Raw genomic sequence first — 16349 nt, forward strand, 5'->3', positions numbered from 1 at the left:
ATATGAATCAACCAAAACCTACAAACAACAGGAACTCCGTTATAGATCTCAATGATCTTTTCCAGAAAATAGTGTTTCACTGGCCATTATACCTGTTAGTACTGATGGCGATGGTGACCGGCGCCATGCTGTACCTGAAGTACAAAAAACCAATCTATATGTCGAGCGCCAAACTATACCTGAAAGATGAAAAAAAAGGTGGTGGAGAAGAAATGGATGCACTCAAATCACTGGCGCTTTTTAACAACGGTAAAAATATTGAAAATGAGATGGAGGTGCTGAAATCCCCTATCCTGGTGGAAAAAGTAATCGCCGGCAATGGTTTCAACATCCGTTACTATATAAAAGGAACGGTAAAGAATGAAGAGATCTATAACCATCCGCCACTCCACCTCCGCGTGCTGGGCGACAGCTCAAAAGTAGGCAACTATACTTTCGATGTAACACGCGAAAATGACCTGCTGAAAATAAAACAGGTGAACTATACCACCGATACCAGTCTGCAGCTTACCGCACAGGCCGGCGAACCGTTCACCATAGGGAAAGATAAATTCGTGATCACCTTCCCGCCACTAACCACAGGTACGCCCACCAATACGTTCCGCATCCGGGTAGATTCCGTACAGGAATACGCCTACGAAAAAATAGAGGAAATAGGCACCGCCCTTGTTAACCGCGACGCCACCGTGATACTGGTAAGCTACAAAGACCCCGTTCCTGAAAGAACGGCCGACTTCCTCAACTCCCTGCTGGAAGCCTATAATGACTATACCCTCGATGATAAAAACAAAGTAGCATTCAAAACCATTCACTTCCTGGCAGTAAGGATCGATTCATTAAAAGAAGAACTGGGACTGCTGGAAAAACAGGAAGAGAATTTTAAAATACAAAGAGGCATCACAGATATTGACGCCAGCTCCAAACTGGCACTGGAACAGGTAAAGGAAGCGGATATCCGGCTCAGTGAAGCCAACCTGCAGCTTTCTGTATTTGACCAGGTAGACGGCTATATCAGCAACCCTTCCAGCGATTACCCTTTTGCGCCCGTATTGGGCAACATCGATCAAACGCTCACCTCCATGATCAACCGGTATGAAGAAGCGCTCAGGGAAAAGAAACGGCTCTCCCTTTCGCTGAAACCTACCAGCGATATCCTGCAAAACGTGGAGTCGCAAATCACCGACACGCGAAAAACCATCAAGGATTATATTGCCGGCTACCGGCGCAATGCAGATGTGGTGCAAAGAAAAACACAGGCCAAAGTAAACCAGATACAAGGCAAAATAGCGAACATTCCTACCTACGCAAAAGAATACATCAACATCAAAAGACAACAAGGCGTTAAGGAAAACCTGTATCTCTATCTGCTGAAAAAGAAAGAAGAAGCATCGGTGGCCTACGCCAGCAACGTGGTAGATAATAAGGTGATTGCTCCCGCGTTTGTACCCGACAAACCCATCACTCCTAAAAAATCACTGGTGTTCATCGGCTTTATTGCAGCAGGACTGGTACTTACCAGCGCCTATATCTATCTTAAATATTTCCTGAACCCAAGTGTACTCAGCAAAAAAGAAATAGAACAGGTATTTGACCTGCCGGTGATCGCAGAAATTTACCAGCAGGAAGAAGGCGCGCGCGATATGTCGCTCCAGAACAGGTCCGTACTGGTGGAACAGGTTTTTAATATGCGTACCAACCTGAAGTTCCTCCTCACCGGCATAACCAGCACGCCCACCATCCTGCTTACATCCAGTATATCGGGCGAAGGGAAAACGTTCTTGTCGGCGCACCTGGGTAACTCCTTAACCGTAAGCAATAAAAAAGTAGTGCTGCTTGAACTGGATCTCCGGAAACCGAAGCTCTCCCAATTCCTCGGACTGGACCACAACGTGGGGGTTACCAACTACATCATCGGTAATAAAACCATTGAAGAGATCATCAAAAAAGTACCCGGCACCGATGGCCTCTACCTGGTTTCCTCCGGCCCCATTCCACCCAATCCTATAGAACTGATCGAGGGAGAACGCATGGCCGATTTGCTGGCGCAGCTGAAAGACCTGTTCGATTACGTGGTGATTGATATGTCGCCCATCGGTATCGTATCTGACGCAAAAAGTATTTCGCACCAGGTGGATTGCGCCCTGTTTGTGGTGCGGTACAACTTCACGCTCAAATCCAAACTGATACCGGTATCAGAAAACATCCGGAAAGGGTTCTTCAAAAAAACCGGGATCATCTTTAACGGTATAGAACAGGATACTTTCTACCCGTATTACTACTACGATCATTATTCATACACAGAAAATAAACAACATAATCATACCTGGTTATCATTGATGAAAAAAATAAAACAACGCATTGCATAAACTATTTGAAAATAGCGGTTGGCTCCTGGTTGATAAGCTCAGTAAACTTTTCCCGGGCATTATCATTATGGCGCTTATTGCCAGGCACCTGGGTCCGGAAGAATTCGGGATCTGGAACTATGCGCTGGCGCTTACCACTATTATTGGCAGTGTGGCCATATTGGGAATGGATAAACTTGCCGTGAAAGAGCTGATCAATAACGAGCAAAAACAGGGCACTATTGTGGCTACCGTTATCCTGATGAGGATCGTTGCCGGCGCTCTGTGTATGGCGGTAAGCACCGGCATTGTACTGCTTACGGAAAAACACCGGCAGCTTTATCTTTACTGCACCATTTTTTCCGCACTCATTGTCCTATTGCAGTCTTTTGATGTACTGGATTATTTCTACCAGGTAAAGAACAATGTTAAAAGAGTGATTATTCCTAAAGTAGCGGTATTCCTTGCTTTCTGCGGGATAAAGCTGCTCATCATCTACTTCGATGGTACCCTGATCACATTCCTGTGGGCTTCTGTTATAGAATTAGTGGTTACCTATTGTATCATCATCGTAGTATATATATCCGGTAATACCCACGTTTTTACCTGGCGTATTGATACCGCGTTAGCGCAAACGCTGCTGGTGCAAAGCTGGCCGCTGATGCTTTCCAACCTGGTAGTGGTGCTGTTTATGAAGATCGACCTGGTACTGCTGGAGACGCTCGCCAACCCGGCGGAACTCGGGAAATATGTGGGCGCGGCCCGGATTTCCGAGCTATGGTATGCCATCCCCACCGTGATCTCTGTAGCGATATTGCCGGGGCTCATACAAAAGAAAAAGATCAGCCGGCAGGCATACCTCCTGATGCTGGAAAAATGGCTGCGGTTGTCCTTCTGGCTGAGTATTGCCATTGCCTTGGTGGTTACTTCAACGGCGCATATCATTATTCCATTCCTCTATGGTCCGGGTTACGTGGCAGCGTCGTGGATGCTGATGATCCATATATGGGCGGGTATTCCCGTATTCCTGAGCATTGTTATGGTGCAGTACCTGTTTGTAGAAGGGGAATACAAAATTTACCTGTATGGCAATCTTTCCGGCCTGGTGGTGAATGCGGGCATCAATTTTTTCCTGATCCCTCTTTATGGTGGAACCGGCGCCGCCATTGCCACGGTAGCAGCGTATACCACCGTTTATGGCATGTTGCTGCTGCTCGACAAAAGCGGCCAGGGATACCTCCTTACCCAAAAAATGTTCCATCCCTTACTGGTATTTTCTGATATAAAACAAGTATACAACAGCCTGAGGATTTTCACCACCAATCTGGTTACCCTAAATCAAAAACACTATACCAAATGAACAGCATGAAAAATATCGCGGTAAAGTTAGTTACCACCTTATTTCCCCGGCTCAGTTACGGTGTGCGTGCTTACAGTTCAGAAGGAGAAGACCTCATTCTGAAAAGGATCTTCGACAAGAAAAAGAAAGGGGTGTATATAGATGTAGGCGCGCATCATCCGTTCAGGGTATCCAATACCTACCTGCTTTACAAAAGAAACTGGACCGGCATCAACATAGATCCGCTGCCCGGCTCAAAGGCATTATTCAATAAACACCGGCCCAAAGATATTAACCTCGAAATAGGTGTGTCTGTAGTAAAACAACAACTTACTTATTTCATCTTTAACGAACCTGCTTTAAGCACTTTTTCTCCTGAAAAAGTAAAAGAATATACACAAATACCGAAGTACCGGGTGATCAGGGAAAAGAAGGTAGATACCTGGCCACTGGCAGATATTCTCGATACTTATCTGCCAAAAGATGTTACCATAGATTTTATCACTATCGACGCCGAAGGGCTTGATATGGAAGTACTGCGCTCCAATAACTGGGATAAATACAGACCCGCATATGTACTGGCAGAATCATCACCATTTGAGGTACTTCAAACAGACCGCAGTGAGTTATGCCAGTTTATGCAACAGGTAGGATATAGCATGTTCGCCAAAACCTATTACACTTACTTCTTTAAAAACATGAACACGTAAAATGTCCGGAAGCAGGTTATATGTACAATATGGTTGCGGCCCTTTTTCGGCGCCCGCCGGCTGGAAAAACTACGACTCCTCGCCCACGCTCAGGATTCAGCAAATTCCCGTGATAGGGAAACTGCTGAAACCTGTGATGCACGTGTCCTTTCATAAAGATGTATTACCCGGCGATATACTGAAAGGTTTGCCCGGCATAAAGGAAAGCTCCTGTGATGGCATCTATTGTTCGCATGTGCTGGAGCATCTTTCTTATAACGACTGCCTCCTGGCGATCCGGAATACCTTTCACATTCTGAAGCCCGGCGGATACTTCCGGTGTGTGCTGCCCGACCTGGAAGGCGCTGCCAGGAGATATATTGATCAGCTGAGGAGTAACGATCCGAAGGCAAACACCGGGTTTATGGAAGAAACGCTGCTGGGTAAAGAAAACAGGGTTCGTGGCATGAAACAGCTGGTACAGCTGGCCCTGGGTAACCGGGAACATTTATACATGTGGGATCACCTGTCGCTGTCACACCAGCTGGCCGCAGCAGGATTTAAAAACATACGGCACTGTGGTTTTAACGATAGCAGTGACAGCATGTTTAAACTGGTGGAAGAAGAAATCAGATTTAATAACGCCGTTGCATTGGAGGCAACAAAATGATGTTACACACGCCGGTCTTATTACTGGTATTTAACCGCCCTGAACAGGCATTGCTTGTATTCAGGCAAATCAGGCTGCAGCAGCCGGAGCAACTGTTTATTGCCGCCGATGGCCCGCGGCCGGACAGGCCTGAAGACGCTGCGCTGTGCGAGGATACAAGAATGGCTGTTTTAAAAAGTATCGACTGGCCCTGTAAAGTAGAAACCCTGTTCCGCCCGCACAACCTGGGTTGTGGCAAGGCGGTTAGTTCGGCGATCGACTGGTTCTTCAGCCATGTTGAGGAAGGTATTATACTGGAAGATGATTGTGTGCCTGATCCCTCCTTCTTCCCATTCTGCACCACGCTGCTGGAGAAATACCGGTTCAATGACACCATTATGCATATTCACGGCGGCAATTACCAGGCGGGCATCCTGCGGGGAAACGCCTCCTACTACTACTCCCGCTATGCGCATATATGGGGATGGGCTACCTGGCGACGCGCATGGCAATATTACGATTTTACCCTTCAGCGGTACCGGCATGTATCCCGGGAAGGGCTCAACACTTTCCTGCAATCAGAACTGCAATCTATATACGACAAGCGGGTTGATACCTGGGATATCCAATGGTTTATGACTGTATGGTTTAATAAAGGATGGGTAATTACGCCCAATATAAGTCTTGTTAAAAATATTGGTTATGGCAAAGATGCCACCCACACCCGTGTTATTCCACGGTGGTTTAAAAGGATACAATACGGCACCATAGCGGATATCATTCATCCCGGCAGCAGTAACATCAACGAGGAAGCAGACAGGTATACTATCAACACCCTGTACAGTCCAGGCAGGTTATTCGTCAAACTAAAAAAAATAGTAAAAAACAATACACTGTTGTACAACCTGTACAAACGTATTTCCTGATCAGTAAATTTATATGGAAACCGGATACAGTAATCTTCAAAGCAGCAATTTTTTCGTGGAATGTTTCAGGGAAAGCATGCCCCTGATCATTGCCGCAATTTTATTATACCTGTATTACAACAAGCGGATCTCTATTATAGACGCGCTGCTCTATGCTTTTGCATCAGAAGCTTATACGATGCTGGCTATCGGGCCTACATTTACCGCTACTTTTTTTGTAGGCATGTTTATCTTCCTTGAACAGGCGCATCAGCTCTTTACAGGAAAGCAATTCATCCGGAGGGAATATCTTTTCCTGCTGCTGTTACCATTGATATCAAATATCACGGTATTCCTGATCACACAACTTTATAAAGATCCTTTCAATTATCCCGATGGTAAACTCTTTGTTTTCTATACAAAGCCTCTTTACTTCTACCTGAAAACCTATCTTCCCTGGTTTGCTATTGGCGCCAGGATAGTACAGGACCGGCAGCAGCTTTCATTCGGGCAGTTTGCTGCCACCATCAGGAAAATTGCTGGTATATCCTGTATCATTGCCCTTATCCAGATTTCCGTACAGCTTATTTTCCGGAATGTGGCATTAAGTGAGCTGCTTGGGCTGCAAAGCCGTTACCTGATGCAGGAAATCAATGGCCCGCTGGGATTGCGGGTACAGGCATTATTCGGGGAACCTAAAATATTCAGCGCCTTCCTTTCTTTAGCAATCCCTTTGTTTATAAAAGACCGGAATTACAAGGCCACAGCGATAATGATGGTAGCAGGCATACTCACTTCTTCCCAAACGTTCTGGGTCAATATCCTCGGTGGCGGGCTCCTGTATTTATGTTTGCCAAAACTGATGTCGGTAAGATGGAAAGTACTCAGCACCCTGGGTATGATCGTTGTCCTTTTTCTTGGGGTAGCCGCCTCTAAGGAATACTTCCTGAAACACTATATGGCTAACCGTAATCAGCCGGTATACCAGATGCTCTTTGAAAGATCCGCTTACCGTTATGATACCGAAATATGGGGTAAGAATAATATCATTCTCGGCATTCCGCTGCAAAGGGATATGGAACTGCCGGTGGTGGATTTCCTCCGGGATGAGCCTTATTTGCTGATATCTGGTTACGGCGCAGGCAACAGCACCTTTATTCCTTCGAGTTATTTCTTCGGGCAGCTCAGCTACCAGAGCCGCATAGAGGGAGTTGGCGGGCGCAATCTCAATATGCGCTGGTTCTTTATCCTGGCAGAATTCGGGGCCGTTTCCCTGTTCTTCTTTTTCCTGATACTTACCAGAACAGGACCGGATGTGCCGCCTTTTCAGCGCAACTACCTGGCGTATGTGGTGGTGTGTTTCTTTTTCAGCCAGATAGATCTTTTCCTGATAATAGTAGCATTACTCTGCGCATATAATAATGAATCCGTAAACGAAAAATGATGCAGGTATTTTTGGACAATATCGTATTCTCTATTCAGAAAGCAGGTGGCGTATCTGCTTACTGGTACGAGCTGTTGTCCGGCATGTGCAACAGCGGGCTGTCCATCGGTTTCTTAAACGCACGCCCGGGGTCCGATAATATCTTTGAACGGAAAATAGAATACCACCGGTTCAACTGTATCCGTGAAAGCTGGATTCCCAGCAAGTATCTCCGCTATCTGCCGGTGCGCTACCAGCTTCCGGCGGCAGCGGTTTTTCACGGAGGTTACCTGCGCGTTTCCCCCCAGAAAAATATCCTCAACATCCTGACGGTACATGACTTTGCGCACGAACGGAAACTGGCCTCGAAGTTTCCCCGCGGCCTCGCCAATACCCTGCAAAAAGCATACGGCATCAGGCGGGCCGATGGGATCATCTGCATTTCAGACAGCACCCGGAAAGAACTGCTCCACTTTTACCCCGACATAGATCCCGCAAAAGTAAAAGTGATTCATCATGGCATTGCCGGCGACTTCTACCCCATCAACAAACAGCTGCCGGTGAGCTGTTCGCTGGAAATAGATCTTCATAAAAAATTCATTCTCTATGTAGGTGCGCGCAGAAATTATAAAAACTTTTTCATGGCGGTAAAAACAATGGAGTTACTGCCTTCATCCTATCACCTGGTAGTAATTGGCGGAGAATCGTGGAATAAAAACGAGATCAGCATGATGAAAGAAAAACTGGCCGGCCGCTATCATATTTTCCCCACTGTAAGCCAGGCCGACCTCAATATACTATACAATCATGCTTTCTGCCTGCTCTATACCTCCGCTTATGAAGGTTTCGGATTTCCGCCGGGAGAAGCCATGAAAGCCGGTTGCCCCGTAGTAACCACCAGCATGACCTCCATGCCCGAAGTAGTAGGAACCGCCGGGCTGATGGCCGACAGGGCCGATCCCCTGCTGTTTGCAGAAAAAATAAGATCACTTGAAAATGACACCTTCAAACAACAACTGATTACACAAGGACTCCAACAGGTACAACAATTCACATGGGATAAAAGCGTACAGGAAACAATTGGTTTTTACAAAGATTGCTGGAACTACAAATTCTCGACATGAGTATTATTTTCAAAATTGCAGACACCGTAAAAGTATTCCTGACCTCCCGCAGGGGCCTTACCTCGTTGCTGGAAAAAGGCGCCTCCGTAGCCTCCACGCAGATCTTACACAACTGCCGGCACTATATCCCGTCGCTGGGCGTAATTATAGATGTAGGCGCCAACCAGGGCCAGTTTGCTGTAGCTGCCAGTCACTTTTACCCCCAGGCGCGGATCCATTCCTTTGAACCCCTGCCGGAAGTGTTTCGCCTGCTGCAACGTAATACCCGCAGGCTCACCAGCATCAACACCTACAACATGGCGCTGGGCAACTCCACCGGAACGCTGGAATTTTACAGCAACGCGTATTCACACGCCAGCTCGGCGCTGCACGTGTCTGATCTGCAAAAAAATATGCTCCCAAAAACAGCTACTTCTAACCGGATACAGGTGCCCGTACAGCGCCTGGACGACCTCCGTCATAAACTTCCTTTTATCCCTCCCGTACTACTGAAAATGGATGTTCAGGGTTTTGAAAAAGAAGTACTAAAAGGAGCGTTGCACAGTTTGCGGCAAATTGATTACCTCCTGTTTGAAACCTCTTTTGTTCAGATGTATGACGGCGAGCCATTGTTTGATGAGATGCACCATTTTGTGAAAGAACTGGGATTTGAATTCATAGCTCCTGTAGGATTCCTGCAATCGGAAAAATTACAGATCCTGCAAATGGATCTTTTATATAAAAGAAAGAAAGGATGAAAATTGTAGTTAACGACCATTCCGGCCACGCCTTTACCTTACAGCTAAGCCGGCAATTCGCTGAAAGCGGGCATGAAGTATTGCATGCTTACTCTGTTTCTTTCCAGTCGCCCAAAGGAAACTTTGAAGACCTGCCCATGCAGGGACTTACCATACTACCCATTATGATCAAGGGTGAATTCGACAAATACTCGTTGTTAAAAAGAAGAAAACAGGAAATTGAATACGCCCGGCAACTGACCGACAAACTGGATCTTTTTCAACCCAACGTGGTGCTGAGCGGCACAACACCGTTGTTTGTTCAGCAACATGTGCAGCAATACTGCATCCGGAAAGGAATCAAATTTGTATACTGGTGCCAGGATATTTACACCATTGCCATCCGGCAAATTGCCCGCCGCAGGCTGGGATTCGCCAGTTTCCCCATCTGGTATTATTTTAAAAAACTGGAAATAAAACTGCTGAAGAAAAGCGCGCATGTAATCAGTATTACCGAAGACTTCAGCGATCTTTTCGACAAATGGAAGGTGCATCCAAAACAGGTAACGTGTATCCCCAACTGGGCACCGCTCCGGGAAATAACGCTCACCGCTAAAAATAACGACTGGGCCCACCGGCACCAGGTAGCAGATAAAACCTGCATTATTTATTCGGGCACACTTGGATTAAAACACAATCCATCTATGCTGTCCGCCGCGGCGGCTTATTTCCGCAGGCATACAAACGTGGTGTTTATTGTTATCTCCGAAGGATTGGGCGCCGCATTCCTGCAAAAAGAAAAAGAGAAACTGCAGCTGGACAACCTGCTGCTCCTGCCCTTCCAGGATTTCAGGGATATGAGCCAGGTGCTGGGCGCCGCGGATATCCTGTTGGCCATACTGGAAAATGATGCGGGTACCTATTCCGTGCCATCGAAAGTACTCACTTACCTGTGCGCGAAAAAGCCAATTGTACTGGCCATGCCGCCAGATAACCTGAGCGCCGCTATTGTATTGGATAACAAGGCCGGCTATTGCATTTCGCCGGATAATGAACAGGGCTTCTGTCAGCATATTGAAACGCTGCTGGCAGATGCGGCACTAAGACAGGAAATGGGTCATAACGGACGGGCATATGCTGAAAGGAATTTCGACATCAAACATATTGAAAACAAATTTTTACAGGTATTTAATACGATCCTGAACTGATAATGATTGTCATTCATAACCTGTTGCCATCCATACTATCCATCATCTTTTAATTGAGAACGTTATGAAACCCGGCAACCACATTAATTTCCTGCTACGACTCCTGATCGATTATGTAGTGCTTATACTGGCTTTCCTGGCTACCCGTGAATATATTTCGGGTTTGGGAGATGTATTCTTTTCCGGCTTTAACCTGCTATTGCTCTGCATCAGCATCATCGCATGGACCGTCATTGGCATGTCGCTGCATTTATACGACGAATTCAGAACGAGGTCGTTCTCCTACGAATTTGTGGCCATTCTTAAAACAGTATTGCTTCACGCCTGTTTCTTCACGTTCCTGTTCTTCTACTGCTTTAAATACTATCCTTATCCCAGGACGTTCACGTTGCTTTATGCGTTCCTTACTTTTGTAAGCATTACGGTTGTTAAGTTTATTGTAAAGCAATCTTTGCTCCGGTTGCGGTCCAACGGTTATAATATAAAAAACATCCTCATAGTAGGTACCGGCGATACCGGTATGACGTTCTACAAAACAATTTTATCCAACGACCATTTTGGTTACCGGTGCGTTGGTTTTGTGGATGAGCAAACCAATCCCTATCTGAACGGCCAGTACCTGGGCAAAATATCCGATCTCACCAGGATCCTGGAAAGCCATGAAATAGACGATGTAATTGTTGCCCTGCCTGAAACCTTAAACACGGAAATGGAAAATATTATTATTACCAGTGAGAAGGAAGCCAAACGGGTAAGGATCATCGCAGATTGTCACCGCTTCTGCACCTCTACAGCCAGTATGAACTTCTTTGGCAAATTCCCGCTGTTAACGATCCGTACTTCTCCGCTGGATGACCTGGCGAAGCAACGGTTCAAACGCCTTTTTGAGCTCTGCTTCACCACGGTGCTTTTTATTACCGTATTCAGCTGGCTGTTTCCGCTTATCGGGATACTGATTAAACTATCTTCACCGGGACCGGTGCTGTTCAAACAGGAGCGTTGGGGACTGAAGAATAAAAAGATCACCTGTTATAAGTTCCGGTCCATGACCAGGAACAGCAACGTGGTAGACGCCAGCGGCCGATATCTCCAGGCCACCCGGAACGACTCCCGCATTACTTCAGTTGGACGTTTCCTGCGCAAAACAAATCTCGATGAGCTGCCACAGTTTTTTAATGTGCTGATGGGAGATATGTCGTTGGTAGGTCCGCGCCCTCATCCCATTCCTTTACACCAGGAATCTAAAAACACCATACAAAATTATATGCTGCGGCATGTAGTAAAGCCGGGTATTACAGGCTGGGCGCAGGTGAATGGTTGCAGGGGGGAAACGAGGATCTCCGGCCAGATGCAGAAACGTGTAGACTTTGACCTGTGGTATATTGAAAACTATAGCTTCTGGCTCGACTGCCAGATCATTTTCCAGACATTGATGAATATGATCAAAGGCGATAAGAATGCTTATTAATGCCAGGACTTTTTCAGGGCTACAATATTCTGGAAGGAAAAGATTTCATAGCTGGTACTGTTGTATTCTCCCAGGGCTTTGAGCCCGTCGGGTAGCAACCGGTAGAAGTCGTAGCCCGGTAATATGTCTACAATATCTTTGAAGAAGGTTCTGGAGATGATATTCATTTCATTGAACTCTACCTGTATTACATCCGCCAGTCCGCTGGCAATGGTTTGCCGGGCTCCTTTCAGCACACTGAGTTCATGTCCTTCTGTATCTATCTTCAGCAATGCTATCCGGGAGATCTCCTGTTGTGCTACAAATTCGTCGATGGTAGTAAGTGCAATGGCCACTTCCTCGGCTTTTCCCTTATGAAGATGTTCTATCACGCCTTTATACATGCTGGCATGTTCCGAGCCGCCATCTCCCTGGTAATCGTAAATAGTGGCGGTGCTGCTCACTTCTCCTGCTCCCTGTGGTATGGCGGTGAAATTGTATGCTCCCGCTACGGCGCTTAGCTTGCGGAATGCTGCGGGGTGTGGCTCAAAAGCAAAGATGGGAAGGGTAATGCCGTTCTTTCTCAGCATAACCGAATAGTTGCCCATGTTGGCGCCAATATCCATGATCACCCCGGCGTCGAGCTTCCGGCGGGCTTTCAGGAATTTTATAAACGCCTTTTCCCCGGATACGGTATCATTCTCATGATTCCTGATACCCAGGCCAAACATACTTAGCTTATATAGAAAGAGGTTCACAGGATAAAAGACCTTCCGGGCAAATAAGAGTACATACACTCTTTTAACAGATTTTCCGAGGGCATTCATAGTTTGATTATTGGTTGTCGTCAGGAGAATACTGCACTTTACTAAAATTACAGCTATTTATCCAGCCAGGCTTATTCACTTTATTCATTCCTGTTTAATGCCCGGAAGGCGCCCTGTTTCCTTATCTGTACAATTTGGTATCTTGCACCCTTACCCAATTTGTTCGCCTGCATGAAACGTAGTTCAGTATCGCTTACTTTTAATATCTTCCTGGGGATTGGTTTGCTGATGGTTGCCGGCGCCTCGGTGATATACTACAATATCCGCCAATTCAATGCCTCCGCGGTAAAAACCAGCGGAACAGTGGTTGACCTGATAGCCAAAGGCAAGCGGTCTTACGCCCCGGTGGTTACCTATTACGATGAAGCAGGTGTGAAGCATCGCTATATTTCCAGCGTTTCCTCCAATCCTGCCGGCTATGAAATCGGGGAACGCGTTGGCATGTATTATGATCCCAAAAATCCGGATGATGCGACAATAGCCGGCTGGAGGGAGTATTTTGGCGTTATCATCGTTGGTGGCCTCGGGTTAGTATTCAGCCTGATCGGACTGGGTTATTATATTGTGAGAAAGGTGAGCCACTCGCGCAGTGACCAGCTGAAACAATCGGGGCTGCTGGTGCAGGCCGATTTTGACCTGGTGGACACTAACCGGTTTGTTCACGTTAACAATCGTCATCCTTTTTTTATCCGGTGCCACTGGAAAGATCCGCTCACCGGGGAAAGCCGCCATTTCAAGAGTGGCTTTATCTGGTCTGACCCTACCCCGGCGATTGGCCCTGATAAAAAAATAGACGTATACATAGATAGAAATAATCCACGCAGGTACTACGTGGATATTTCTTCTTTTGAACAGCAGTAAAAACTACGGGCTGTATCATTGCACACGCTGCTGTTGCTTCAGCAACTTAGCCCTGTCCAGGTCTTTTTTCGCTTCTTTGATATTGATCTCATTAGCCAGCTGCGTTTTCAGCCTGCCCCTGTTCTCAAAAAATTCGGCGTGTTTATTATTAATCATTATTGCCTTGTTGAAATCTTCCAATGCAGAAATCTCCTGGTTCAGCTTCAGCTTTATTTGTCCCCTGTTATTAAACATCATGGGGAGCTGGTTGCTGCTAACCCTATCAAATAACTTGTCGATCTGATCCAGCGCCTGCTGGAATTTCTGCTGCTGATACAACTGGTTAGTGCGGTTAAGCAGTTGTTCTATCCCTTCGGCCCTCACCAGGCTGTCGATGTTTAAAAAGCTGCTCAGGGAGGCGCCGGGCTGATTTACGAAATCATAGCCCTTCGCTATTGCCAGCAGCCGTTTGGCTTTGGTAGGGTGACTGCAACCTGCTTCGAGTTCCGGGGGAGGATGTTTATCAACCGCCATAATGCCCGACTCCGCGTTCTTTAATGTTCCATCCAGCTTCTTGATAATATACCCGGAGAAAAAATCTGCCGTTAATTCCCTTTGCCGGGAAAGGGCATAGGTCAACGCCTGGCTCCGGACAGAGTGGCCCAGGAAATGGTGGCCCACTTCATGCGCGAAGATTGCAAAGGCTACCCAGTCTGTATTCTGGGCTACTAATTTATTGAGGTAACCACGATTGTATAAAATATACCGGGTACTGTCGCCCCGGGTCATTACCGCTTTAAACACCGGTCCGGGGAAACTGCATTCGTACAGGATGAAATTTGCGGCCACCTGGTTATCGCTATCCACCCCTAATAATTGCTGGATTTTAAGAATGACCTTTGCAGGAGTAAAACCATCCGCACTTAATGACGGCTGCATATCCGGAATGCATTCATCTTCCAGCTCACTACTCACAAAACCGCATGAAAAAAGAAAATTACTATCCGCCGGTATGGTATCATTAAGCGGTTGTATAGCCGGGGCAACCTGGCTGTACGCCTTGTATTGCGCCAGCAGCAGCATGATGGCTGCGCCTAACAGTATATACTTTGCCATTACCTGGTGAGATTATAGGTGATTGCCAGAAAATTTCCCCATTTGTAAAAAGACTCCGTTTCCACTGTTGTTCCCATAGTTGCTTTTGGTACGATCTGTCCTTCCTGGTATTTTGACGAAAGCAATGTTGCCTGCGTGAGCGTCCATCCAAAACTGGCAATAAACCGTTGTTCACGGCCTATAGCGGCAGAAACGCCCAGGTGATAATTAAACTTTGTGGTAGATCCGGTAGACAGGCTTACGCCTACGGCCAATGCAGGCTGAAAGTCCCACCCTGTTCTGTAATAAACGTGCATCAATGCGCCGAGGGCGGGTACTACTTTATTGCGGTTATCATTTTTTTCTATTTTCACATTATCCGGATCGCCGCTGATGCTGTCCAGCCGGTAAGACTGATCAAAAAAATTGTTATTCCCGAAGTTCAGAAAGAAGCCGGTACTGAAATCGAGTTTAAACCCACCATACGTTCTGACAATAACGTGGGTTTGTATACCCGGATCGGCGCAAATGGTGTTGTCTTTGGGTTCTATCTTAATATCAAATTTCAGTTCATCTTTATCTGCAATGGCTGCCTGTCTTATTGTATAATTTACCGGGTTAATGACTTTATAACTATTCACTATTAAATTCTTCTGATCGAGTAGTTTATAGCTATCAATAATTTCGATGCCTTTTTTAACCGCCTCCTCATTGGATTGCATGGTTTCCACTCTTTCATTGGTCACCCTGATTGCCTTATCGAGGATAAGGTTATCATTGGTAAAATCATCTGCTTTCGCAGTTTTCTTTACCGTTAACAGCTTTGCCATCAGCTTATCTGCATCTTCTTTAAAAGGCTTTGCGGCTTCATTAATTTCCTTCACCAGTTGCTCCAGGGTTGCCTTTTCAGTAGTGGCTACCTGCGTATAATGGTCCAGGATATTCGTCACCTGGGCAAGCAACAGTTCTTTTGATGCAGCGGCTGTTTCTTCCCCGATTTTATTATTGTTGACAAAAGTGGTGGTGGCAGCGAGCAGGTTTTTCTCTGCCTGGGGATAAGTACCATCGCAGGCATCCTTTATTGCGATCAGTTCATTTTTATAGTATAAACTATGTTGCAGTACCTCTACTGCTTTCTTAAATTTCTTCAGGCTCTCCCAGTAATTGTCCAGCTTATCATTCAACTTTTTATAGCTTGCTTTAAAAGGAGTTAGCTCCGCCTGCCACAGGGCTTTCAGTTTCAAAGCGCCATCATTAAATGAAAATGCGGGCCCGGCGGGCGGTTTAGGATCCTCCGAGGTATTAAGTTCCAGGGATGATCCATCCAGTTTTGAAAGAATTTCAGGTTGTTGCAGGAAGAAATTAGTGCTGGTATTATTTACCTGGATATTGTAGCGGCTTTTATTAATGTTGATGATCTCCAGTACAACCATATTCCCATGACTTACACGGCGTTTTATTTTTGATTTGGGTAAGTCCTGGTAATTAATCAGGATGGTATCAGGTGATTGCGCGTACAGATCTGCTACAGGCAATAGCAATAATAATGAAAGGAGTCTTTTCATGTGTGTAAGTATTAGGGATAAGGAATAACTAACCGGGGCTACGAAGTATTAATTTGTTCCAAAGTAAGAAATATTAATATATCTGCAAAGTCTCCTTTAGTTTTATTTCACCCCTGTGAAGGCCGGTCAGGGCTATAACCAAAAAAGCCATCCCCTGACAGGGATGGCCATCATCAC

General features: G+C 46.1%; 14 protein-coding genes. 11 read left to right on the forward strand and 3 right to left on the reverse strand.

Going from position 1 to position 16349, the window contains the following annotated elements:
* Positions 1-2: 2 nt before the first annotated feature.
* The 10 genes from PV783_RS33715 to PV783_RS33760 all read left to right on the forward strand — a co-directional run bounded on the left by PV783_RS33715 (position 3) and on the right by PV783_RS33760 (position 11866).
* On the forward strand, positions 3-2366 hold the full coding sequence (locus PV783_RS33715; RefSeq protein WP_420991108.1) for a GumC family protein: 2364 nt from the start codon (positions 3-5) through the stop codon (positions 2364-2366).
* Positions 2359-3705 (forward strand): flippase, encoded by a 1347-nt coding sequence (locus PV783_RS33720; protein WP_420991109.1) that lies wholly within the window; start codon positions 2359-2361, stop codon positions 3703-3705. Before PV783_RS33715 ends, PV783_RS33720 begins: the two co-directional genes overlap by 8 nt.
* The gene (locus tag PV783_RS33725) at positions 3702-4394 is read left to right on the forward strand and encodes an FkbM family methyltransferase (protein WP_079472422.1); all 693 of its coding nucleotides are present in this window, start codon (positions 3702-3704) and stop codon (positions 4392-4394) included. Before PV783_RS33720 ends, PV783_RS33725 begins: the two co-directional genes overlap by 4 nt.
* Before the next feature lies 1 nt (position 4395).
* The gene (locus PV783_RS33730) at positions 4396-5043 is read left to right on the forward strand and encodes a class I SAM-dependent methyltransferase (protein ID WP_420991110.1); all 648 of its coding nucleotides are present in this window, start codon (positions 4396-4398) and stop codon (positions 5041-5043) included.
* Positions 5043-5948: a hypothetical protein gene (locus PV783_RS33735; RefSeq protein ID WP_336389481.1), complete on the forward strand. Its 906-nt coding sequence runs from the start codon at positions 5043-5045 to the stop codon at positions 5946-5948. The genes PV783_RS33730 and PV783_RS33735 overlap by 1 nt, the downstream gene beginning before the upstream one ends.
* Positions 5949-5961: 13 nt before the next feature.
* Positions 5962-7371 carry a hypothetical protein gene (locus PV783_RS33740; protein ID WP_420991111.1) on the forward strand — a complete coding sequence of 470 codons (1410 nt, stop codon included), beginning with the start codon at positions 5962-5964 and terminating at the stop codon, positions 7369-7371.
* The gene (locus PV783_RS33745) at positions 7371-8474 is read left to right on the forward strand and encodes a glycosyltransferase family 4 protein (protein ID WP_420991112.1); all 1104 of its coding nucleotides are present in this window, start codon (positions 7371-7373) and stop codon (positions 8472-8474) included. The genes PV783_RS33740 and PV783_RS33745 overlap by 1 nt, the downstream gene beginning before the upstream one ends.
* On the forward strand, positions 8471-9211 hold the full coding sequence (locus PV783_RS33750) for an FkbM family methyltransferase (protein ID WP_079472427.1): 741 nt from the start codon (positions 8471-8473) through the stop codon (positions 9209-9211). The genes PV783_RS33745 and PV783_RS33750 overlap by 4 nt, the downstream gene beginning before the upstream one ends.
* Entirely contained in the window at positions 9208-10398 is a 1191-nt protein-coding gene (locus PV783_RS33755; protein WP_420991113.1) for a glycosyltransferase family 4 protein, read from the forward strand. The genes PV783_RS33750 and PV783_RS33755 overlap by 4 nt, the downstream gene beginning before the upstream one ends.
* Positions 10399-10462: 64 nt before the next feature.
* Positions 10463-11866, forward strand: a complete 1404-nt coding sequence (locus PV783_RS33760) for an undecaprenyl-phosphate glucose phosphotransferase (RefSeq protein ID WP_420991114.1) — start codon at positions 10463-10465, stop codon at positions 11864-11866.
* Here PV783_RS33760 and PV783_RS33765 read toward each other — a convergent pair.
* Complete coding sequence (locus tag PV783_RS33765) at positions 11863-12672, reverse strand: FkbM family methyltransferase (RefSeq protein ID WP_420991115.1); 810 nt, start codon at positions 12670-12672, stop codon at positions 11863-11865. The genes PV783_RS33760 and PV783_RS33765 overlap by 4 nt on opposite strands.
* 171 nt (positions 12673-12843) lie before the next feature.
* On the opposite strand from PV783_RS33765, the gene PV783_RS33770 reads away from it, so the two are divergent.
* Positions 12844-13533 carry a DUF3592 domain-containing protein gene (locus PV783_RS33770; RefSeq protein ID WP_420991116.1) on the forward strand — a complete coding sequence of 230 codons (690 nt, stop codon included), beginning with the start codon at positions 12844-12846 and terminating at the stop codon, positions 13531-13533.
* A gap of 15 nt (positions 13534-13548) precedes the next feature.
* On the opposite strand, the gene PV783_RS33775 is transcribed toward PV783_RS33770, so the two are convergent.
* Positions 13549-14628, reverse strand: coding sequence for a hypothetical protein (locus tag PV783_RS33775; protein ID WP_420991117.1), 1080 nt, complete (start codon positions 14626-14628; stop codon positions 13549-13551).
* A complete protein-coding gene (locus PV783_RS33780) occupies positions 14628-16172 on the reverse strand; it encodes a hypothetical protein (protein ID WP_420991118.1) in 1545 nt (514 codons plus the stop codon). The genes PV783_RS33775 and PV783_RS33780 overlap by 1 nt, the downstream gene beginning before the upstream one ends.
* Positions 16173-16349 lie beyond the last annotated feature (177 nt).

This window comes from Chitinophaga sp. CC14, from assembly GCF_048957795.1.
GTDB classification, from domain to species: domain Bacteria; phylum Bacteroidota; class Bacteroidia; order Chitinophagales; family Chitinophagaceae; genus Chitinophaga; species Chitinophaga ginsengisegetis.